This is a genomic window from Mesorhizobium sp. WSM3626 (assembly GCF_000513935.1).
In the GTDB taxonomy this organism is placed as follows: domain Bacteria; phylum Pseudomonadota; class Alphaproteobacteria; order Rhizobiales; family Rhizobiaceae; genus Mesorhizobium; species Mesorhizobium salmacidum.
The window spans coordinates 38,708-59,072 of record NZ_AZUY01000039.1 but is presented as its reverse complement, the minus strand read 5'-3'; the positions used below and the strand labels follow the sequence as shown (position 1 = coordinate 59,072).

Genomic DNA, 20,365 nt, shown 5'->3' with positions numbered 1-20,365 from the left:
AGATCACGCCAGCGCCCACCCGAGCGGGCCATCCACAGCAGGGCATCGAGGAACTTCCGGTTGTCGGTGCGCGGGCCGCGCTTGCCCTTCGTACCGCCAGGCACAAAGCCCTTGATCCGTTCCCACTGATCCTCTCGAAGCGCATCGCAGTCCATCGCTGACCTCCAAAAATCAGCGTTGAATCTGATTTGCCCTTCCTTGGGAATCCCAACCCGTTAAATCGTCACTACGCCCTAGGTCAATTTCGCGGCCCGAGACCCTTGGTCCAAAAGAAATCGAAGCCTCAGAGCGGATATTCGGCGTAGAACTCCAGCACGCGTTGCTTGAAGGTCTTGTCCCCGACGGCCAGCATATGGTCGCGGCCCTCGATGTGGAAGGCCCTGGCGTTGGGCATCAGCGCCGCAAGCTCGTCCGGCGATCCGCCAATGTCGTCGTTGGTACCGACCGCGACCAGCGTCGGCTGGGCTATGCGGGCGATATCCTCTTCACCAAGCAATTCCCGTGAGGTGACGATGCAGGCGGCAAGCGCCCGGCGGTCGCTTCGGGTCTGGTCGGCGAAGGCGCGAAAAGAGCGGCCGCGCGGATGGGTTGTCGCGGCCGGATCCTCGGCAAGGAGAGCGGCGGCGATCGGATCCCAATCGCCGACGCCGTCAATCATGCCGATGCCGAGGCCGCCAAAGACCAGCGTCGCCACCTTGTCCGGGTCGGACAGTGCCAGGAAGGCAGCAATTCGCGCGCCCATCGAATAGCCCATGACATGGGCCCGTTCGATGCCGAGATGATCGAGCAAGGCAGCGGCATCCGAAGCCATTTTCGCGGGTGTATAATCGGCCTCGTCGTAACTCTTGGATGACGAGCCGTGGCCGCGATTGTCGAAGGCGATGGCGCGATAGCCGGCATCGTTGAGCGTCTTGAACCAGCCGGGCGACACCCAGTTGACGTAGTGGCTCGAGGCGAAGCCATGGATCATCAGCACCGGATCGCCCTCGCCCGATGCCGGTTGGCGGTCGAGGAAGGCTAGATCGAACCCGTCATGGGAGAAAAACTGCATCGGAAGGCGGTCCCGGCGCTCAATCAGAATCGACGTTCGGAGAATCGCCCTTGTCCGCGGGCGGCATGCCTGGCCCCGGAGCCGTGCCGATCGCCGGATGGCGCAGCAGATCGCCATCCGCGATGCCGTCCCTGGCGGCAGTGCCAGCCTTGAGTTCGAGCACGAAGCGGACCGGCTCGCCGGGTGAGACGATCGCCTCGGATTGCGGCTCACCCTGCTTGATCGCGCGGATCCTGCCGTCCTGACCGACAAAGATCAGATCGAGCGGCATCGGCGTATTCTTCATCCAGAAACTGACGTCGCGTGTCTCATCGAAAACGAACAGCATGCCATGATTGGCGGCCATGTCCTCGCGAAACATCAGGCCGGCTTCCCGCTCGGCCTCTGTATCGGCGACTTCGATCGAGAAGGAGCGTTTACCATTCTTGGTCACGACGACCAGCGGCGCGGGATCGACCGGAAGGATCATCGCCTGGCCATCGGCCGCGCTGGGTACCTGGAAATAGAAGAATGCGGCTGCAGCGACTATGACGGCGGCCACAGCGCACACCACGCCCGTCGTCAGCCCGTTCCTGTGTCTCATATGAAATCCTCGGCCGGATCGCCCTAATGCGAGACCGGCAAGGTGCCCATATCGGGGTGAATTTCGGCAGCCATAAGGCCTTTGTCACCGCGGCCGAAACGGACAAGTACGACCTGCCCCGGCCGAAGCTCGGTGATGCCGTAGCGGCGCAAGGTCTCCATATGAACGAAAATGTCCTCGGTGCCCTCGCCGCGCGTCAGGAAGCCAAACCCTTTGGTGCGGTTGAACCATTTGACCAGAGCGCGTTCGAGCCCGCTCTCCGGCGTCACCGAGACATGGGTGCGCTGTTCCTGCATTTCCGCGGGATGGACGGCAGTGGTGACATCCATGGAAAGCACACGGAAGGCCTGCAGCCCGCGCTCGCCCTGCTTCACAAGACAGACCACGCGCGCGCCTTCCAAGGCTGTCTGGAAGCCGTCCCGTCGAAGACAAGTCACATGGAGGAGGATATCGCCCGAAACACCGTCATCCGGAAGGATGAAGCCATAGCCCTTGGCCACATCGAACCACTTGATGGCGCCGGCAATTTCGGCGAGGTCGGCGGCGTCGCCGCCCTCGTCGCGTGTCAAGGCGTCGCCAAGGGTATTGGCCCGCCCCGTCAAAGAGGCCTTTTCCCCCATAAGAATGCCCCCTTTATTCAAGAACACCGCAACTGATTCTTGACACCAGATTAACACCGCGGCTTCCGGTATGTGCAAGACCTGACGTGCCTTTTTTCACGGTTCATTGCGGGAATACCGGATTTGTTCTTTGCCGGCGCTGCCTGACCCCGGCGATTGCCCTTTGACCGGGCCGACCCTATGTTGCGCCGCAACCCAACAGATCGAGGAAAACACATGCGCTATCTGCACACCATGGTCCGCGTCGCCGATGTCGATGCCTCGCTCGATTTCTATTGCAACAAGCTCGGGCTGAAGGAAGTTCGCCGCTATGAAAACGAGCAGGGCCGCTTCACGCTGATCTTCCTGGCCGCTCCGGAAGACGAGCAGAGCGGCATCGCCGACAAGGCGCCGCTGGTCGAGCTAACCTACAATTGGGATCCGGAAGACTACAAGGGCGGGCGCAATTTCGGCCACCTCGCCTACGAGGTCGACGACATCTACGCCACCTGCCAGCGACTGATGGACAATGGCGTCACCATCAACCGGCCGCCGCGCGACGGCAATATGGCCTTTATCAGGTCGCCGGACGGCATCTCGATCGAGCTTCTGCAGAAAGGTCCGGCCAAGGCCAAGGCGGAACCGTGGGCGTCGATGGCGAATACCGGAAGCTGGTAACCGATCACCTTTTCGAGTGGCCGGCGGCCACTCCATGGTGTTTCGCCAGGTTGTGCCTATCTATGCGCCTATGGCGCCTGCCCTGAAGAGCAGCGCCACGTCTTGAGATTCAGCTTCGGAGAACCCTTCATGCCAACCAGCCACGCCAATGTCTCCACGGCGCACGCAAGCCGCTATCTGCAGCAGCTGTGCAAACATTGGGCGCACAAGTTTCCCGTCGAGTTCGACCCCAATCACGGCGTCATCGACCTATCACTCGGCCGCACGGTCATGGACGCCGACGGGGCAGCGTTGCACATCACGGTTTCGACCGACGAGTCCGCTTCGATCGAGCGCCTCGAAAGCGTCGTTGCCGACCACATCAAACGCTTTGCGTTCCGCGAAGAACTGGCCTTCGATTGGAAACGCGCCGAGGCGGCGTAGTTCGTTCATGCCTGTCGCCGCTCATTTCCGGCGAGACGCGTGGATCAATCGCTTCCGGACTTGCGCGCCATTTCCAGCAGCGCCAGCACTGAGCGCCAATTGCGGGCCGTGCCCGGCACTTTCAACGTGCGCGGAATGAGGCTGGCGAACACCGATTTGCCGAGCCCGTCCGGCGCGCTGAGATAGAGCACATCGCCCTTGACCTCGAAACGCTCGGGACCCATGCACTTTTCCGCCAGCCGCGCCACCTCATCGGCGGTTGGCTCACGCTCCAGCGCATAGGCGTGGAGCTTCGTGTGATCAGCGGCCGCTTCCGGATAGGGATTTTCGCGCACCAGCCGTTCGAACCATTCGAAATCGCGCACCATGATGCGCGAATGGAAGCCCCATTTTTCCTCGAAAGCCGCCTCGATCTGTTTAGTCAGCGCGGCGGCGTCGCCCTTGTCAGCGCGGAATACGGCATTGCCGCTCTGCACGTAGGTGGAGACATCGGAAAAACCGAGACCCTCGAAGAACGACCGCAACTCCGCCATCCTGACGATGCGGTTGCCGCCGACATTGATGCCGGAAAACAGCGCGATGAAGATCTTGCCGCTCATATTATGAAACCCGCCAGTGTCTCATTGTCGGTGATGTCCTGATACTGGACGCCCTCGGCCTCGAAATTCGCCTTCAGCAGGTCGAAATTGCGCCGATCCTTGGTTTCGATGCCGATCAGAACCGAGCCGAAATTGCGCGCCGACTTCTTCAGATATTCGAAGCGGGCGATATCATCATCCGGACCCAGCATGTCGAGGAAGTCGCGCAACGCGCCCGGCCGCTGCGGAAAGCGGATGATGAAGTATTTCTTTAGGCCTTCGAAGCGCAGCGCCCGTTCCTTGACGTCCGGCAGCCGCTCGAAATCGAAATTGCCCCCGGACACCACAGCGACGATGGTCTTGCCCCGGATTTCCTTCCTGGAAAAATCCTTCAGCGCGTCGATGGCCAGCGCGCCGGCCGGCTCGAGTACGACGCCTTCGACGTTGAGCATCTCGATCATGGTCGCGCAGAGCCGGTTTTCCGGGACCAACCGCACGCTGTCGGCGGCAAACTCCTTGAGATAGCGCAAAGGTTCGCGGCCGATCTCGGCGACCGCCGCGCCGTCGACGAAGTTGTCGACCTTGGCGAGCTTCAGCCGTTTTCCCGCCGCAAGGCTCTCGCGCAGGCTCGGCGCGCCGGCCGGCTCGCAAAACACGAACCGGGCCTCACGGCCCTGATCGGCGAAATAGTGCGTCACCCCGGCAGCCAGACCGCCGCCACCCACCGGCAGCATGACGATGTCGGGCATGCGCGCGCCCGGCATCTGGTCCGCGATCTCATAGGCGACCGTCGCTTGGCCCTCGATGATGTCCTTGTGGTCGAAGGGCGGCACCATATGGGCACCGGAGCTCTCGGTGAATTCGAAGGCGGCGCGATAGCAGTCGTCGAAGAAATCGCCGACCAGCCTGATCTCGACAAAGTCGCCGCCAAACAGCCTGGTCTTGTCGATCTTCTGCTGCGGGGTCGTCACCGGCATGAAGACCACGCCCTTCTTGCCGAAATGACGACAGACGAAGGCAAAGCCCTGCGCATGGTTGCCGGCGGACGCGCAGACGAACAGCTCGGCCTGGTTGCCCTCGCCAAGCGCCTTGCGGAAGAAGTTGAAGGCGCCGCGGATCTTGTAGGAGCGCACCGGACTCAAATCCTCGCGCTTCAACAGCACCCGGGCGCCGGTCTTTTTCGACAGATAGTCATTTTCCTGCAGCGGTGTCTCCGGGAAGATCTGACGGATCGCGGAGGCGGCGGTGGCGACGCGCGAGGAAAAGCTGGTCATGGCAAGATCATCCCGGGATCGCCCGCGGGCGAGTTAGACAATATCCCTATTACACATCCGGCCCGGCAAGACCATTGCCCGGTCGAGCCCGCGCCCGCAACGGCGCCGTCCCGAAATGCTAGCAAGCACTTGGGGACGTTTGTTCATGTTTTCTCGCATCGAGCCTAGCCGCGCATTGGTGGGCGCCTGAATTCGACATCCGGCCGAGATGCAGGCGCCTGCCCTCTGCGGCGTTGCGGCCTTGCTGCCGCTTTGGCTTTCGCGCAACAGTGCGAAGGCCGTCGCGAGGCGCCGACCGCATTTCGGCTGGACACGACTTACTTCCGCCGCACTTGGCCTGCTGGGGAGATATCGCGGAGGGTGGACGGCCCTTGTTTGGGCTCGAGTGGAATTTTTATCGTGCATTTGAAGACGATTTGCATTCTTGCGCTTGCGCTGCTGGTGGCGGGCTGCGGCGGCCGCAAAACCGAGGAACTGCTCGGCAGCGCGGTCATGTCGGCCCCGGTGACGGAAATCGCGGGCAACCACTCGATCTTCATTGCCACGACCCGGAAGCCCTCCGATGACCCCAACAAGGTTTTCGACGGCGAACGCTCGGCGACGCTCAACTACGCCCGCGTCAACGTCACCGTTCCGGGGCTCCACACGACCGGGCAGATCGAGCGGCGCTCACGCGGCAAGTCGAACGATCCGGCCAAGTATTTCATGGCTTCCGAGGTCGTCGGCTACGACACCCAGCCGAAATTCTCCAGCGCGCTCAACGCCGACATAGCGGCGCGCGGCGGCCGCGTGATGGTCTTCGTCCACGGCTACAACACCGGCTTCGACGACGCCGTCTACCGCTTGACCCAGATTGTCCATGATTCCGGCTATCCCGGGACGCCGGTGCTGTTTTCCTGGGCTTCGGGCGCCAAGACCACCGACTATGTCTATGACAAGGAAAGCGCCAGTGCCGCCCGCGACCAGCTCGAAGTGACCTTGCGAATGCTGCAGCAGTCCGGTGCGCGGCGCATCGACATTGTCGCCCATTCGATGGGAACCTGGGTGACAATGGAAACGCTGCGCCAGATGGCCATCAGCGGCGATCGCGATCTTGGCGGCAAGCTTGGCGATGTGGTGCTGGCCTCTCCCGACATCGATGTCGATGTGTTCAAGAGCCAGATGCGCCGCTATGGCAAGCCCGACAAGCCGTTCATCCTGCTGTTGTCGGACGACGACCGCGCGCTGAGGTTGTCCGGCCTGATCGCCGGCTCGCGGCCGCGCGTCGGCGATTACAAGGATGCCGCCGACCTTGCCTCCTACGGCGTTACGGTCGTCGATCTCTCCAAGGTCAAAGGCAGCGACAGCTTCAACCACACGAAATTCGCCGACAATCCGGCACTGGTGAAGATGATCGGCCAGCGGCTGCGCGAGGACGATGGTTTCGCCAGCGACCGGGACGTGACCGACCGCATCAGCCTGCTTGGACAGTAGATGCGGCACCGCGGTTTTCGCCGTGCCTGTTCACCATCGCCGAACCATTGGCCTACTTTGAACTGGACCGCGCCCGTCTCTGGCCTTATCGGAGTATCGAGCGACGTCATGCGTTTGACGTCTCCTTATGCGGAAGCCGACGCGTGGCCTTGCGCTTGAAGAGTTATGGTGTCGTCGCGTTCGCGCTGCTGGTTGCTGGCTGCGCTGGAAATACGCATGATCTGCTCAACAGGACGACGGTCACCGTGCCGGCATCCGATATTGCGGCCAGCCATGAAATATTTGTCGCCACCACCCGCCAGAAGGCGGCGAAGGATCCGCGGCAGGTCTTCGACGGCGACCGTTCCCTGACCACCAGCTTCGCGCGGGTCGATGTCACGATTCCGAAGAGCCATCAGGTCGGCAACATCGAGCGCGCCAAGGGTTCGGCCAACAGCAACCCGGCCAAGGATTTCACAGCCAGGGATGTCACCTTCTACGAAGGCGCGCCGCAATTCGCCAAGGCAGTCGGCACCGATATCGCCATGCGCGGCGACCGTGCGCTGGTTTTCGTGCATGGCTTCAACAATGGTTTCGACGACGGCATCTACCGGCTGACGCAGATCGCCCACGACACGAAATATCCGGGTACGCCGGTGCTGTTCTCGTGGGCGTCGAGCGCCAAGACGACGGGCTATATCTACGACAAGGACAGTTCCACCGCCGCCCGTGACGATCTCGAAGCAACGCTCAGGATGCTCGCCAAGACGCGGGTCAAGAGCATCGACATCATTGCCCATTCGATGGGGACCTGGTTGACGATGGAGGCGCTGCGCCAACTCGCCATCACCGGCGACCGCGATCTCGGCGGCAAGCTGGGTTATGTCATCCTTGCCTCACCGGATATCGACGTCGACGTGTTCAAGAAGCAGATGATCCGTTATGGCAAGCCCGACAAGCCGTTCGCCGTGCTGCTTTCAGGCGACGACCGGGCTCTCAAATTGTCCTCGTTCATCTCTGGCGACAAACCGCGCGTCGGCGACTATGGCAATGCCGCCGACCTCGCCTCCTATGGCGTGTCGGTGGTCGACCTGACCAAGACCAAGGGCGGCGACGGCGGCCTCAACCACGCGAAATTCGCCGACAACCCGTTCCTGGTGCAATTGCTCGGCAATAGGCTGCGCACGCCGGCGGGCCTCGCCGCGGACGAGGACCCCGCACAGCTCACCGATATCGGTCAGGGCCTGGGAAAGGTCGTCGGCTCGGCTGCCGAAGTCATCATCACGACACCGTTCAAGGTGCTGACCATCGCCACCGGCGGGTGAGCAACCAGGAGCGGACGGCTGGTTTCAGACGAATAGATCGACTTTCTGGAACGTCGTTACGTCGATCAGCCCGACGTCGGAAATTCTCAACTCCGGAATGACCACCAGTGCCAGCAGCGAGTGCTGCATATAGGCGTTGTTCAGGGAACAGCCCATCTTGCGCATCGCCTCGGTCAGTTTCTCAGCCTTGGCGGCGACGATCTCGGCGCGCTGGTCCGACATCAGCCCGGCGATCGGCATTTCGACCAGCGCCAGTTCCTTGCCCTTGGAGAACAGCACCACCCCGCCGCCGACTTCCCCCAGCCGGTTCACGGCCAGCGCCATGTCCTGCTTGTTGGTGCCAACGCAGATGATGTGATGGGCGTCATGGGCGACGCTGGAGGCCATGGCGCAGTCGGCCATGTAACCAAAACCGGAGACGAAGGCATTGGTGACGCCACCCGTGCCCCGGTGCCGCTCGACCAGCGCGATCTGGCAGACGTCGTTGCGGCGATCCATGGCGACCAATCCGTCCTCGACCGGCAGATCGGCCTCCAGCGCGCGCGTGGGTGCCTGGTTCTCGATGACACCGATCACCCGCACCCGCACTTCGTTGGCGCCCTTGGGTGCCGCGATATCGAAATCGCCGGCCTTCAGTTTCTTGCCCAATTTGACGGTGTTCTTCGCCGTCTTCGGATAATCATAGGCCGGGATATGGATGTCGAGCTTGCCGCCCTTGGCCAGCCTGACGCCGCGCGCATAGACCTCGTCGATGCTCATTGCGGCGAGATCGGAGACAATCAGCAGGTCGGCCAACCGCCCCGGCGCGATCGAACCGATCTCGCGTTCCAGCTTGAAATGAAGGGCGGTGTTGAGCGTTGCCATCTGGATCGCGGTCACGGGCTTCAGACCTTGGCTGATGGCGTGGCGCACCACCCGGTCCATGTGTCCCTCGTGCACCAGCGTGCCGGAATGGCTGTCGTCGGTGCACAGGATGAAGTTGCGCGGATCGATGCCGCTTTCCGTCACCGCCTTGATCTGCGAGGCAACGTCGTACCAGGCAGAGCCCAGCCGCAGCATTGCCTTCATGCCTTGGCGTACGCGGGCGATTGCGTCCTCGGCGCGCGTGCCCTCGTGGTCATCCTCGGGTCCGCCGGCGACATAGCCGTGGAACGGCAGACCAAGATCGCGCGAGGCATAATGCCCGCCAACCGTCTTGCCGGCCTTGACCGTCGCGGCGATCTCGCCCGACATCACCGGATCGTTGGCGGCGACGCCCGGGAAATTCATCACCTCGCCAAGTCCGATGATGTTTTCCCAGCCCATCGCTTCCGCGACATCGGCGACCGTCAGTTCGGCGCCGGCATGTTCGAGCCCAGGCGCCGAGGGCACGCAGGACGGCATCTGCACATGCACGTTGATGGGCATGGCCACGGCCTCGTCATGCATCAGCCGCACGCCCGGCAGGCCCAGCACATTGGCGATCTCGTGCGGATCGATGAACATCGAGGTGGTTCCGTGCGGGATGACGGCGCGGCAGAATTCGGTGACCGTCACCATGCCGCTCTCGACATGCATATGCGCGTCGCAAAGGCCGGGCACGAGATAGCGTCCGCCCGCGTCGACCACCTTGGTGCCCTGCCCGATCGTGTGGCCGGCATTCGGCCCGCAATAGGCGAAGCGACCGCCTGAGATGGCGATGTCGGTGCCGGCGATGATCTCGCCCGAATGGACGTTCACCCAGCGCCCGTTGCGGATGACGAGATCGGCGGGTTTGCGGCCCATCGCGACATCGACCAGATCGGTCGCCATTTCGGTCCACGGTTTGGGTTTCGTCGCGCGAGCGGGCGGCTTCGTGGCCATCAAAGACTCCTGTTTGCCCGACTGTGCCAAGCCGACGGCGTTTTGGCCAGCGAGGATGAAGGGATTTGCCTGGAGATTTGCCGGATTACTCGGGTTTCAGGTCGACTTCGACCTTGGGGTTGCCGGCCGGAATCCGCTCGGCGATGCGCTCGACCTCGCCCTAATCACCTTTGCGGAAATCCGATTCCGTTTTGCCGCAGATCAGGTTATGTTCCGATCCAGGATATTTGACTCTTCTCGGGGGGTTCGATGCATCGCCTGGTCGCAAGTGCCGGTCTTCTTGCAGTCCTGTCCGTGCCGGCTTTCGCGGCCGACGCGATAGTCGACGTGCCGATGACCGCGCCTGGCTTCGACTGGACCGGCTACTATGCCGGCCTGCAGGCGGGATATGGCTGGGGCCGCTCCGAGATCACCACAACGGAAGGCGCGCCGTTTTCCATCACGCCTGACGTCGACGGAGGGTTCGTCGGCGGGCATGTCGCCGGCCTTTGGCAGTTCGATCAGGCCGTGCTGGGCGCCGAGGCGGACCTCAACTATTCCTCGGTGGACGGCACGGCGCAATCAGGCTTGGGAGACACATTCGGCGCCGAAATCAAGTGGTTCGGGTCGGTCAACGCCAAGGCCGGCGTCGCCGTGGACCGCCTGCTGGTCTACGGCATCGGCGGCATAGCGTTTGCCGACATCGAGACGTCGCAGACCTCGGGGCCAGGGTTTGACAACACGCGCACAAATGTCGGTTGGACCGTGGGCGCGGGCGTCGACTACGCGCTGACCGACAAGTTCGTCGTCGGCGCGCAATATCGCTATTACGATTTCGGCTCAGAGAACCATGAGGCGCCAGCCCCCTTCAGCGATCGCGATCAGAGCGTGAAACTGAACACGGTCGGCGTCAATCTCAGCTACAAGTTCTGAACGTGGCCACCGGGCGTCGTTGCTGGACAAGCAGCGCGCGGACCTGTCTTGCCGGATGTGGGGCGGCCGGCGCTCCCAAGTGGGCGGGGGGATGGGTTGGGCCTGAGAGGCGCCGGCCAGGCGGATCAAGTCCGCCGCCCAGATATTACCCACGCCCGCGGCGCGGATAATTCCGTGATCGCGCCAGTATCGTTACGCGACCTCCTCTGGGTTGCGCGTTCGGGCACCGCAGAACACGACTTGACGGGCTGTGTCTGGCGTCTGAAAAGGGCTGGCCTGCGGACGTGGCGGAATTGGTAGACGCAAGGGACTTAAAATCCCTCGATCTCTGATCGTACGGGTTCGATTCCCGTCGTCCGCACCACATTGGATATGGAACTGCGCTCCTTGGCAGGCGCGCCCCTGAATATCAGGGCGGCCTCCCCTTATCATCTAATCTTCAGGGAGAAATTGCCGTGGATCTGGATGCCTAGCCGCTCGCCTTTTCTCCACCGCACTTCCGCTCGATAGGTCGCGCCGTCCAACGGTACGCGCAGCCGGAAGTTATCTGGCACTTTTGCCCCCGCGGCGACACGCAACTCGGCGCCGTGCTCATGCTGATTTCTGACGGCGCAGCCTATTTCGCCGTCCTGCGTGATTATGAACGCGTCCTTCAAAACCACCTCACGCAGGTGCGTTCGACGCTCTACCGGAGGGTCAGAAGGTTTATCAGTCATGCAAGCCGCCTCCGACGAGCGAAATGCTCCCAGACTAAAGTCTGCGGCTCAGGACGCAAAGGTCCGACGTTTTTCGCTTAAATCCTGTGCTTGTCCTTTGTACGCTCGTCATATTATTAAATCGTGAAATATATACCCTATAGTCATCGCCAAGGTTGTCACCTGACAGTGCGGCAGAGACAGTCGAAAATGCATGGCATGGGGAACCCGGTATGTTCGTTGACTTCTATGAAATGCTGGAAATCAGTCCGAATGCCAATTCGGAAACGATAGAGCGCATTTTTCGTCACTTTGCCATGCGCTACCACCCCGACAACCAGGTCACCGGCAACGAGTCACGCTTCAGCGATATCCTGGAGGCTCACAACACGCTCAAGGATCCGGTCAAGCGTGCGCAATACGATATTCAGTACAAGGCCCATTTGAACCTCCGGGCCGAGCTGACCGATCAGGCGAGCAACAGCAACAACCTCGATCGCGATTCGGTCTTTCAAGCCAAAGTGCTCTCACTGCTTTATGTAAAACGCCGACAGGACGTCAACAATCCTGGCATTGGCGACGATGAGCTCGAACGAATGTCAGGCTGTCCGCGTGAGCACCTCGAGTTTCACCTCTGGTATCTAAAAGCGAAGGGCTGGATAGCCAGAACAGAAAACGGGACGTTCGCCATCACCGTCGAAGGCATCGATCGCGTTAATTCCGAACATCATCGTGACGCAGCAACCACCCGCCTGTTGGATCATGCGGGCTGAATTGGAATCCCTCGGTCCCTGATCAAGCCGCCATCGGGTTCAGCTTCAGATGCTGGATCAGGATGATGGTCTTGGCATCGATGATGCGGCCATCGGCGATGCCGGCCAGCGCTTCGTCGAGCGGCATTTCCAGGACCTCGATGTCCTCGCCTTCGTCGGGTGCGCCGCCGCCGGCCGAGATGCGGTCGGCGGGCGAATAGCGCGCGATGAAGAACCAGAGCCGCTCGGTCACGCTGCCGGGACTCATGTACGGCGAAAACAGCCGCTCGATCTTGTTCAACCGGTAACCCAGTTCTTCCTCGGCTTCCTTGCGGATGGCGGTCTCCGGATCGTTTTCGTCCAGCAGCCCGGCACAGGCCTCGATCAGCGGTTCGCGGTGGCCGGTGACATAGGCGGGATAGCGGAACTGACGCACCAGAAGCACGGTCGAACGCCGGGGGTCATAGGGCAGGATCACCGCACCGTCGCCGCGATCATAGGTCTGGCGAATCTGCGTCTCCCATTGGCCGTCACGCCGACGGTAGTCGAGCACCGTCTTCTTCAGGACCGCCCAGTCGTTGGAAAGAATCTCTTCCGAGCGGATACGAATGCGGTCTTCCATCTGACACCTCGATGCTTGCTGGCGGAGGCAGGCGTAGCCGCGAACCGGTAAAGGCGCAATCGGGCCAGCGATTGGTCCAGCACCCTTCACTGTCTCGTGTGTGGTATGGACGGGTGCCATTGCCTAAATAGCGCATTCCCGTCCCCGGAGTTTGTTCATGACGACATCGCTTTTCCAACCGATCACACTCGATGGGCTCACCTTCCCCAACCGCATCGCCGTGGCGCCGATGTGCCAGTATTCCGCCGAGGACGGCTCGGCCAGCGACTGGCATCTCTACCACTGGATGAACTTGGCCATGTCCGGCGCCGGCATGGTCACGGTGGAGATGACAGATGTCGAGCGGCGCGGACGCATCAGCCATGGCTGCCTCGGCCTCTATTCCGAAGACAATGAGGCCGCCGCGCGCCGCGCGCTGGACGCGGCCCGGCGCGTGGCCGCACCCGGCACGAAGTTCGGCACGCAGCTGGCGCACGCCGGCCGCAAGGCTTCGAACCGCAAGCCTTGGGAAGGTGGCGGCCCATTGCAGCCAAACGAGGATCCCTGGCAGACCGTCTCGGCCTCGGCCATCGCCTACGACACCGGCTGGAACGTGCCGCACGCCCTGGAGGGCGAGGAAATCCTGCAGCTCATCGAGCGGTTCGCGGAAGCCGCCATGCGGGCCGAACGCGCCGGCTTCGACTTCATCGAACTGCACGCGGCGCATGGCTACCTGATCTTCCAGTTCCTGTCGCCGCTATCCAACCAGCGCACGGATCGCTGGGGCGGCTCGCTGGACAACCGGATGCGTTTTGTCGTCGAGATCGCCAGGGCGGTGAAGAAAGCAGCGCCAAGGCTGATGCTCGGCGCACGGTTGTCGGTGAAGGACTGGGTCGATGGCGGCTTTGACGTCGAGGACGCGATCGAGGTGGCGAAAGCGCTGAAGGCCGAAGGCATCGCCTATCTCTGCTGCTCGAGCGGCGGCAATTCGCCATTGCAGAAATTGCCCACCGGGCCGGGCTATCAGGTGCATCTGGCGGAAGCCGTACGCAAGGGCGCCGGCATTCCAACCCGTGCGGTCGGCCTGATCGACGACCCGAAACAGGCGGAAGCTGTTATAGCCGAAGGCCGCGCCGACATGGTGGCGCTGGCACGCGCCTTCCTCGCCGATCCGCGCTGGGGATGGCGTGCGGCCGCCACCTTCAGTGAAAAAATCCATCCGGCACCGCAGCTCGCCCGCTCGGTGCCGACGATGGAACATTGGATGAAGGCCGCCGGCTGATCGCTCATCTCCCGATCCCGGCGCACTCCTGCTTGTTATCCCGGACCGTTCGCCGACGGCCCGCTTCAATTCTGGCCGCAAGCTGTTACGCTGGGTCAGGCTGCGGCGGGCGCGGCCGGCTTGGGAGATAATCATGTCGTTCAGGGCATTCTTGTCGGCTGCAGCACTTACGGCCGCAGTCGGGTTTTGGCTCGGCGCTTCGACGCCGACCGTCGCGCAATATTGCGAGGGTACGGTGCACGGCCTCTCCGGCCGCTACAATCTGGCGACCGGCAGCGGCTTTCTGGCCGTGCGCACACGGCCGAACTCGTCGTCGCGGATGATCGGGCAATTGTTCAACGGCGACCATACCGAGATCTTCGACCGGCGCGGCAACTGGTACCAGGTCGAAATCGGCGGCGGCACCGGCTGGGCGAATGCATGCTGGCTGCGCAACAACTGCGGTTACTGAGACGCCAATGCATCCAGTGCGCGTCACGGACGCGACGCGACTTTTGGGCGCAGACCGAAGGCCATTTTTGCAACCAAATTGGCTGCTTTGCGTTGCGGCCATGATGGACAACAAACCTTTTGAAACGCCTGTCGTGGTCGAGCTTGGCCACGTCGGCAAATATCGCCATATCCGCTCGACCCAGGAGGCGGCGGAGTGCCTGATGACTGTGTGGCCGCTCAATCGCGGCCCCCGTCATCGTGATGCTCTCGACACTTGCCTCAAAGTGCTGGAAGGTTATCGTTCGACAGCGGAAGCGCGCCGGGCACTGATCGAGGCCGCCAGGGAATCGGAAGTGCTGGTGCCCGACGATAAGCTGCCCGACGACCGGTTGCATTGAGCAGGCGGACCTTTAACTGGAGGTTTTCATGGCGAAGCTGACTTACAAGATCGTCGAGCACGACGGTGGCTGGGCCTACAAGGTCGGCTCAACCTTCTCGGAGACTTTTCCCACCCATCAGGATGCGTTGCGCGCCGCCGAGATCGCTTCGGCCGAGCAACAAGTGGCGGGTTCCACCGACGGTATCCAGTATGAGGACGCCGAGGGCAAATGGCACGAGGAACTGGCCGACGGCCGCGACCGGCCTCAGACTGAAATCTCGGATTGATCCAGCAGAACTATGGCCGCGGATAGTATGAAAACCATCCGCGGCCAGCCGGCGCCCTGCGGCCGAATTACTTGCCGCAGTACTGATCGTTGACGTTCTGCCCGGAATTGGCGTCGGGACCAGGCGTGTTGTGAGCACATGGCCCGATACCTCCAGTTTGGCCTTGGGTGCTCAGCCCCGAGCCGTAGGCGTTGATGCTTCCCGTGGTGCGTGGATCGACAGTTGTCTCATCATTGTTGCCGAACAGCCACCAGCTGTGGTTGGTATATGTCGGTTCTGACGACTGAGCCATGGCCGATGTGGCGAGACCAATCGTCAGAGCGGATGCGGCTAGAAGTTTTACATACATATTAGTTACTCCGTATCTACTTTGGTCGTCTTGGGTGCGACAGGGTGAAAACCCAATAGTCAGCCGAATGGTTCCCTGAAATTCTCGTGAAGTGGCGGTGATGCCGGGGCGACAAAAGCGCGCGCCGCGATGCGCTTGATGAAGGCGACGACTTGTTCAGGCGCGGCGAATTGCGGCATGTGGCCAAGGCCGTCGACCGCCTCGAAATCGAGTCCGCCGATCCTGTCGCGCATCGGTTCGCCATGGATGGCCATGCCGATGACGCGGTCGGCGCTGCCGAACAGGATGCCGGCCGGCATAACAATCTCGCCGTAACGCTGCTCGACGCCGCCGAGATCCTGTTCGACCGCGACGACATCGGTTGAAGTCGCATGGAAATGCGCCGGCCGCAGCCCCAGCCACCCGCCGCCAGCGACCATGTAGTCGGCGGGCAAGGGCTGCGGCCCGAAGATGAATTTCATGGTCGGCTCGGCGAATTTCAGGCTCGCCGGTATCCCGACCGTGTAGGCAATTATCCGCCGCAACAGGCGCGAGGGAATGTAGAGCAGGTCAAATCTTTGGCGCGTCCTTGTCTCCAGATGGGTCAAGGGCGCCAGCAGTGCGATACCGGAAATTGCCTCCGGATGTTCCACGGCCAGGGTCAACGCGATGGCACCGCCCAGGGAGTGGCCCACCACCAGTGGCTTTTCCAGCCCAGGGTTTCGATGAAGCGCCGCACGATCTCCGCCTGCTCGGGCAAGCGGCCCGTTGCGCCCCTCGCCCGCGTCGAATAGCCCGACCCCGGACGATCCAGCGCGGTCAGCCGGTAGCCGCGACCGAAACGGCCAACCACGGTGTGCCGGAAATGATGCAACTGGGCGCCAAGCCCATGCAGGAAGACGATCGGCCGTCCCTGCCCCACATCGACATAGTGAATGTGGTTGCCGTCGATCTCGATGGAACTTCCGACCGGCGGCACCAATCTTTCCGCTTTCGCCGCGATCCACAGCGTGGCCAGCAGCAGAGAGGCAAGCAAGAGGATTGCCGCAAGAAAGGCCGCGCCAAGCAGCCAGAGCAGAATCGACATCAGTATTCGTCACCCGGATCCGAGCCGCGCACCTTATCCGCCTGCGATGCCGCCGCAAGGATGGGCAAAACGGGCTGACTTCGCGAGGCGTTGATCGTACTCAGGGCCCCGAGGCGGAAACGAGCTTGCCCTCATCCTGAACGAACCATACCGGCCCACTGCAATCCAGGGTGATATCCTTGTGGGAACGTTCGCCATTTGGCGGGCATTGCCGCCGCCCGTCGGCCGCGCTATTCAGACGACCCGTCTGCCGGAGCCTTCCATGCCTGAAATCGTCACTGCCGCCATGCTTGTCATCGGCGATGAGATTCTGTCCGGCCGCACCAAGGACAAGAACATCGGCCACCTTGCCGATATCATGACGGCGGTCGGCATCGACCTGAAGGAGGTGCGCATTGTTCCCGACGAGGAAGACGAGATCGTCGCGGCGGTGAATGCCGTGCGCACACGCTATACCTATGTGTTCACCACCGGCGGCATCGGCCCGACGCATGACGACATCACGGCCGATTCGATCGCCAAGGCATTCGGCGTGCCCTGTGAATACGATGCCAAGGCCTATGCCCTGCTGGAGGCGAGCTATGCCGCACGCGGCATCGAATACACGGAGGCTCGCAAGCGCATGGCGCGAATGCCGCGCGGCGCCGACCACATCGACAACCCGGTGTCCGTGGCCCCCGGATTCCGCATTGGCAACGTCCATGTCATGGCCGGCGTGCCGTCGATCTTCCAGGCCATGCTCGACAATGTCGTCCCGACGCTGAAGACCGGCACGAAAATGCTGTCGGCCACGGTGCACTGTCCGTTCGGCGAGGGTCTTGTCGGCGGGCCGTTGGGTGAGATCCAGAAAGCGCATCCGGATACGATCATCGGCTCCTACCCCAAATATGGCGATGGCAAGTTCTGGACCGAACTGGTGGTTCGTGCCCGCGGCGCGGATGCGCTTGAAGCCGCGCGCGCCGATGTCGAGGCCATGGTGGCTGGCTTCGCCGGCAAGGCGAGCTGATCCGGCGCAAACCGGAACCAAGGCCGACACTGTAACGTTTCCCTGCCGCGACCCGTCACTCGCAAGATTGAGGGACCATCATGCGCTTCAAGACCATCGTTGCCATTCTGCAGAACGAGCAGGACGCCGAGCGGGTGCTCGACTGCGCCATTCCGCTTGCCAGCCGCTTCGAAAGCCATCTGATCGGCATCCATGCCGAGGCGCTCCCGGTGCCCTACACTTCGGCGACGGGTTTTCCCGATACGGAGTTCCTGCAGGTTTCCGCCGACATGAACCGGGAGCGGGCCGAAAAACTCCAGGCTTTCTTTCTGAGGCGCATCGAGGATTCCGGCCTTTCCTTCGAATGGCGCAGCCTGGAGAGCTTCTCCGGCGACAGCGCGCTGACCGGCATTTCAAACGTGCGCGCCGCCGATCTCATCATCGCCGCCCAACGCGAGACCGACGGCGATCCTGGCGCAGACGTCGATACGCTGGTCTACGATGCCGGCCGGCCGGTGCTGGTGGTGCCGCATGCCGGCCCTCTCGTCACCACCTTCAAACGCGTTCTGCTCGCCTGGAACGGCAGCAAGGAGGCCGCCCGCGCCGCCTTCGATGCCCTGCCCTTCATCATCGAGGCCGACAAAACCGACATACTGGTCATCGATCCACCCGATACGCTCGACGAAAGCCCGGAGGCCGCGGGCGCCGAAATCGCCTCCGCGCTGTCGCGCCACGGCGCCACCGTCAGCGTCTCGGTGCAGAAATCGGGCGGCACCTCGGTCGACGACATGATCCAGAACAGGATCGCCGAGACCGGCGCCGATCTGCTGGTGCTTGGCGCCTACAGCCACTCCTGGCTGCGCCAGCTTCTGTTCGGCGGGGTGACGCGCACGGTGCTGCGCACGGCACAGGTAGCAGCCTTCCTGTCGCGGTAAGTCCACAGCGATCGCTACCAGCCACCCTTGCCAAGCCGTGGGGTTTCCAGTTAATTCCGCGCGCATTCCCCTGTTTTCTTGCACGCGGCTGTCGCGTGCCGCGGAGTGCGCGAGACATGTCCCTTCCCGAAAAAGCTTTCCCGGTCTCCTGGGACCAGTTCCATCGCGACGCCCGCGCACTTGCCTGGCGGCTTGCCGGCGCAAGCAAGGGTCAATGGAAGGCTATCGTCTGCATCACGCGCGGTGGCCTGGTCCCGGCGGCTATCATCTCGCGCGAACTCGGCATCCGCGTCATCGAGACGGTCTGTGTCGCCTCCTATCACGACTACACCAGCCAGGGACAATTGCAGGTGCTGAAGGAGATCACGCCGGCCTTGCTGGCCGACGATGGCGCCGGCGTGCTGATCATCGACGACCTGACCGACACCGGCAAGACCGCCGGCATCGTGCGCGCAATGATGCCCAAGGCCCATTTCGCGACCGTCTACGCCAAGCCCAAGGGCCGGCCGCTGGTCGATACTTTCGTCACCGAGGTCAGCCAGGACACCTGGATCTATTTTCCCTGGGACATGGGCTTCACCTATCAGAAGCCGATCGCCGACGATCACGCCGGCTGATTCGAGGCAAGCCGCTTTTTGCCAATCAAGCCAGCGCCGATGACGATATTTGCTTGCGCGGAGCGACCCGCCGACAAGCTATCCTGTGAAATCGACGCCTTGTTGACGGGAATTAGCCGGCGTGACCGAAGTTTTTACTTTTATTGGCCACAATTAGCCGTAAGATTCATAAGACGGCAAACGATTCTGGAGGCTGGGGCTAGCTTCTCCGATGTTGACACGGCCAACGACGCACAACCACCTTGCTGAAAGAGTCCGACGGCTCTTCGGCACGGCGCCGTGCCGTCTGCAGGTTGCTGCCCTGCCCTGGCGCGATACTGAGGATGGCGTCGAGGTCATGCTGATCACCAGCCGCGACACTGGCCGGTGGGTGTTGCCGAAAGGCTGGCCGGAAGCCAGGGAGCCGCTCTGCGAAGCGGCCGCGCGCGAGGCCGCCGAGGAAGCCGGTTTGCGCGGCAACATCTCCCATCTCGAAGCCGGCCGTTATTTCTATGCCAAGGTGCTGGCTTCGGGCGAAGAAGTGCCTTGCGAGGTGCTGGTGTTTCCGTTGCACGTCGACAAGATCGCAGACCGCTGGAAGGAAAAGCACTCCCGCACCCGCAAATGGGTCAGTTCCAGCGAAGCCGTGCGCATGGTCAATGAGCCCGACCTCTGTCAGATCATCGCCTATTTCTGCGCCGACCCACGCAGGTTTTCCTAATCGACGCCTTTTGCGTGTATCGCGGCGTAACCACAACCTTGTGCTGTGCCGCAATGGTTTGCTAATTTTTCTCCGCTAAGAGTCGGTCACTCCTGGTTTGATCGATGGCGAATCCCGTAGACCCACTTCAGCAAGATCCCGGCGAGCCAAAGCGCGAGCATCGGCCGCGCGTGCTCAAAGGTGGAACGATCATCACCGGAATCCAGAATTCAGAAGTCGGTTGCACGGTGCGCAACCAGCATGCGGACGGCGCCGAACTGAAAATACCGCTCGAAGCTCGGGTTCCCGACCATTTCCTTCTCTATGTGCCGCTCGACGGCGTCGCCTATCGCTGCGAGGTCCGCTGGCGCCGCAACGACCGGATCGGCGTACGGTTCACCGGTACCGAACCCAAGCCGAAGCTGCACTACGGCTGACGCCCTGCGCACCGGCTTGCCGGGCTTTTGCTGTCTGCGGGACAGTCTTTACGCAGCCCGCGTATCGCGGACTGGGTGATCGCGTGTGCCTGCCGCCGGAAAATGGCCGCCACAGCGGTCAATTCTATCCCCGTTATCCACATGTGTGACAC

General features: G+C 62.2%; 26 protein-coding genes and 1 tRNA gene. 16 read left to right on the top strand and 11 right to left on the bottom strand.

All coding sequences use genetic code 11. The features are described 5' to 3' along the window. The 4 genes from M653_RS1000000135945 to M653_RS0123285 form a co-directional block, all read right to left on the bottom strand. The coding region (locus M653_RS1000000135945; RefSeq protein ID WP_156938253.1) for a transposase at window positions 1–155 on the bottom strand (155 nt) is incomplete at its 3' end. Between the two features lie 128 nt (window positions 156–283). Continuing rightward, a complete protein-coding gene (locus M653_RS0123295) occupies window positions 284–1,051 on the bottom strand; it encodes an alpha/beta hydrolase (RefSeq protein WP_027145510.1) in 768 nt (255 codons plus the stop codon). Window positions 1,052–1,070: 19 nt separating this feature from the next. Then, complete coding sequence (locus M653_RS0123290; protein ID WP_027145509.1) at window positions 1,071–1,634, bottom strand: DUF192 domain-containing protein; 564 nt, start codon at window positions 1,632–1,634, stop codon at window positions 1,071–1,073. Between the two features lie 23 nt (window positions 1,635–1,657). Beyond that, on the bottom strand, window positions 1,658–2,254 hold the full coding sequence (locus M653_RS0123285; RefSeq protein ID WP_032935881.1) for a cold-shock protein: 597 nt from the start codon (window positions 2,252–2,254) through the stop codon (window positions 1,658–1,660). A gap of 216 nt (window positions 2,255–2,470) precedes the next feature. On the opposite strand from M653_RS0123285, the gene gloA reads away from it, so the two are divergent. Further along, window positions 2,471–2,911 carry a lactoylglutathione lyase gene (gene gloA, locus M653_RS0123280; RefSeq protein WP_027145507.1) on the top strand — a complete coding sequence of 147 codons (441 nt, stop codon included), beginning with the start codon at window positions 2,471–2,473 and terminating at the stop codon, window positions 2,909–2,911. 129 nt (window positions 2,912–3,040) lie between these two features. Then, on the top strand, window positions 3,041–3,334 hold the full coding sequence (locus tag M653_RS0123275; RefSeq protein WP_027145506.1) for a DUF2218 domain-containing protein: 294 nt from the start codon (window positions 3,041–3,043) through the stop codon (window positions 3,332–3,334). A 44-nt stretch (window positions 3,335–3,378) separates the two neighbouring features. Here M653_RS0123275 and M653_RS0123270 read toward each other — a convergent pair whose 3' ends face one another. Together M653_RS0123270 and ilvA are read right to left on the bottom strand one after the other, a co-directional pair. After that, window positions 3,379–3,933, bottom strand: coding sequence for a DUF1697 domain-containing protein (locus tag M653_RS0123270; protein ID WP_027145505.1), 555 nt, complete (start codon window positions 3,931–3,933; stop codon window positions 3,379–3,381). Next, window positions 3,930–5,186: a threonine ammonia-lyase IlvA gene (gene ilvA, locus M653_RS0123265; RefSeq protein WP_027145504.1), complete on the bottom strand. Its 1,257-nt coding sequence runs from the start codon at window positions 5,184–5,186 to the stop codon at window positions 3,930–3,932. The genes M653_RS0123270 and ilvA overlap by 4 nt, the downstream gene beginning before the upstream one ends. Before the next feature lie 375 nt (window positions 5,187–5,561). On the opposite strand from ilvA, the gene M653_RS0123260 reads away from it, so the two are divergent. Beyond that, entirely contained in the window at window positions 5,562–6,659 is a 1,098-nt protein-coding gene (locus M653_RS0123260; RefSeq protein ID WP_027145503.1) for an alpha/beta hydrolase, read from the top strand. 143 nt (window positions 6,660–6,802) lie between these two features. Next, complete coding sequence (locus M653_RS0123255) at window positions 6,803–7,963, top strand: alpha/beta hydrolase (protein ID WP_027145502.1); 1,161 nt, start codon at window positions 6,803–6,805, stop codon at window positions 7,961–7,963. Window positions 7,964–7,987: 24 nt separating this feature from the next. Here M653_RS0123255 and ade read toward each other — a convergent pair whose 3' ends face one another. Further along, on the bottom strand, window positions 7,988–9,805 hold the full coding sequence (ade, locus tag M653_RS0123250; protein ID WP_027145501.1) for an adenine deaminase: 1,818 nt from the start codon (window positions 9,803–9,805) through the stop codon (window positions 7,988–7,990). A 249-nt stretch (window positions 9,806–10,054) separates the two neighbouring features. Between ade and M653_RS0123245 the strand changes: the two genes are divergently transcribed. Together M653_RS0123245 and M653_RS0123240 are read left to right on the top strand one after the other, a co-directional pair. Beyond that, window positions 10,055–10,717 carry an outer membrane protein gene (locus M653_RS0123245; RefSeq protein ID WP_027145500.1) on the top strand — a complete coding sequence of 221 codons (663 nt, stop codon included), beginning with the start codon at window positions 10,055–10,057 and terminating at the stop codon, window positions 10,715–10,717. A 278-nt stretch (window positions 10,718–10,995) separates the two neighbouring features. Next, window positions 10,996–11,081 (top strand) — tRNA-Leu (locus M653_RS0123240). Window positions 11,082–11,145: 64 nt separating this feature from the next. Here the strand turns inward: M653_RS0123240 and M653_RS0123235 are convergent. Further along, complete coding sequence (locus tag M653_RS0123235; RefSeq protein ID WP_027145499.1) at window positions 11,146–11,433, bottom strand: PilZ domain-containing protein; 288 nt, start codon at window positions 11,431–11,433, stop codon at window positions 11,146–11,148. A gap of 212 nt (window positions 11,434–11,645) precedes the next feature. On the opposite strand from M653_RS0123235, the gene M653_RS0123230 reads away from it, so the two are divergent. Next, complete coding sequence (locus tag M653_RS0123230) at window positions 11,646–12,185, top strand: J domain-containing protein (protein WP_027145498.1); 540 nt, start codon at window positions 11,646–11,648, stop codon at window positions 12,183–12,185. A gap of 22 nt (window positions 12,186–12,207) precedes the next feature. Here the strand turns inward: M653_RS0123230 and M653_RS0123225 are convergent, their stop codons facing one another. After that, entirely contained in the window at window positions 12,208–12,786 is a 579-nt protein-coding gene (locus M653_RS0123225; RefSeq protein WP_027145497.1) for an NUDIX domain-containing protein, read from the bottom strand. A 157-nt stretch (window positions 12,787–12,943) separates the two neighbouring features. On the opposite strand from M653_RS0123225, the gene M653_RS0123220 reads away from it, so the two are divergent. From M653_RS0123220 to M653_RS0123205, 4 genes are all read left to right on the top strand, one after another. Then, on the top strand, window positions 12,944–14,047 hold the full coding sequence (locus M653_RS0123220) for an NADH:flavin oxidoreductase/NADH oxidase (protein WP_027145496.1): 1,104 nt from the start codon (window positions 12,944–12,946) through the stop codon (window positions 14,045–14,047). Between the two features lie 133 nt (window positions 14,048–14,180). Continuing rightward, window positions 14,181–14,498: an SH3 domain-containing protein gene (locus tag M653_RS0123215; RefSeq protein WP_027145495.1), complete on the top strand. Its 318-nt coding sequence runs from the start codon at window positions 14,181–14,183 to the stop codon at window positions 14,496–14,498. Between the two features lie 100 nt (window positions 14,499–14,598). Next, window positions 14,599–14,877 carry a DUF982 domain-containing protein gene (locus M653_RS0123210; RefSeq protein WP_032935880.1) on the top strand — a complete coding sequence of 93 codons (279 nt, stop codon included), beginning with the start codon at window positions 14,599–14,601 and terminating at the stop codon, window positions 14,875–14,877. Between the two features lie 28 nt (window positions 14,878–14,905). Next, window positions 14,906–15,145 carry a DUF2188 domain-containing protein gene (locus tag M653_RS0123205; protein WP_027145493.1) on the top strand — a complete coding sequence of 80 codons (240 nt, stop codon included), beginning with the start codon at window positions 14,906–14,908 and terminating at the stop codon, window positions 15,143–15,145. A gap of 67 nt (window positions 15,146–15,212) precedes the next feature. Here the strand turns inward: M653_RS0123205 and M653_RS1000000135940 are convergent, their stop codons facing one another. Together M653_RS1000000135940 and M653_RS1000000134660 are read right to left on the bottom strand one after the other, a co-directional pair. Continuing rightward, window positions 15,213–15,494, bottom strand: coding sequence for a hypothetical protein (locus M653_RS1000000135940; protein WP_084636821.1), 282 nt, complete (start codon window positions 15,492–15,494; stop codon window positions 15,213–15,215). 59 nt (window positions 15,495–15,553) lie between these two features. Continuing rightward, window positions 15,554–16,480: an alpha/beta hydrolase gene (locus M653_RS1000000134660; protein WP_245262281.1), complete on the bottom strand. Its 927-nt coding sequence runs from the start codon at window positions 16,478–16,480 to the stop codon at window positions 15,554–15,556. A gap of 342 nt (window positions 16,481–16,822) precedes the next feature. On the opposite strand from M653_RS1000000134660, the gene M653_RS0123195 reads away from it, so the two are divergent. The 5 genes from M653_RS0123195 (at window position 16,823) to M653_RS0123170 (ending at window position 20,213) form a co-directional block, all read left to right on the top strand. Next, window positions 16,823–17,566: a competence/damage-inducible protein A gene (locus M653_RS0123195; RefSeq protein ID WP_027145492.1), complete on the top strand. Its 744-nt coding sequence runs from the start codon at window positions 16,823–16,825 to the stop codon at window positions 17,564–17,566. An 80-nt stretch (window positions 17,567–17,646) separates the two neighbouring features. Next, on the top strand, window positions 17,647–18,480 hold the full coding sequence (locus tag M653_RS0123190; RefSeq protein WP_027145491.1) for a universal stress protein: 834 nt from the start codon (window positions 17,647–17,649) through the stop codon (window positions 18,478–18,480). Window positions 18,481–18,596: 116 nt separating this feature from the next. After that, the gene (gpt, locus tag M653_RS0123185; RefSeq protein WP_027145490.1) at window positions 18,597–19,097 is read left to right on the top strand and encodes a xanthine phosphoribosyltransferase; all 501 of its coding nucleotides are present in this window, start codon (window positions 18,597–18,599) and stop codon (window positions 19,095–19,097) included. A gap of 211 nt (window positions 19,098–19,308) precedes the next feature. Beyond that, window positions 19,309–19,797: an NUDIX hydrolase gene (locus M653_RS0123175; RefSeq protein WP_027145489.1), complete on the top strand. Its 489-nt coding sequence runs from the start codon at window positions 19,309–19,311 to the stop codon at window positions 19,795–19,797. Window positions 19,798–19,901: 104 nt separating this feature from the next. Next, complete coding sequence (locus M653_RS0123170; RefSeq protein WP_027145488.1) at window positions 19,902–20,213, top strand: PilZ domain-containing protein; 312 nt, start codon at window positions 19,902–19,904, stop codon at window positions 20,211–20,213. Window positions 20,214–20,365 lie beyond the last annotated feature (152 nt).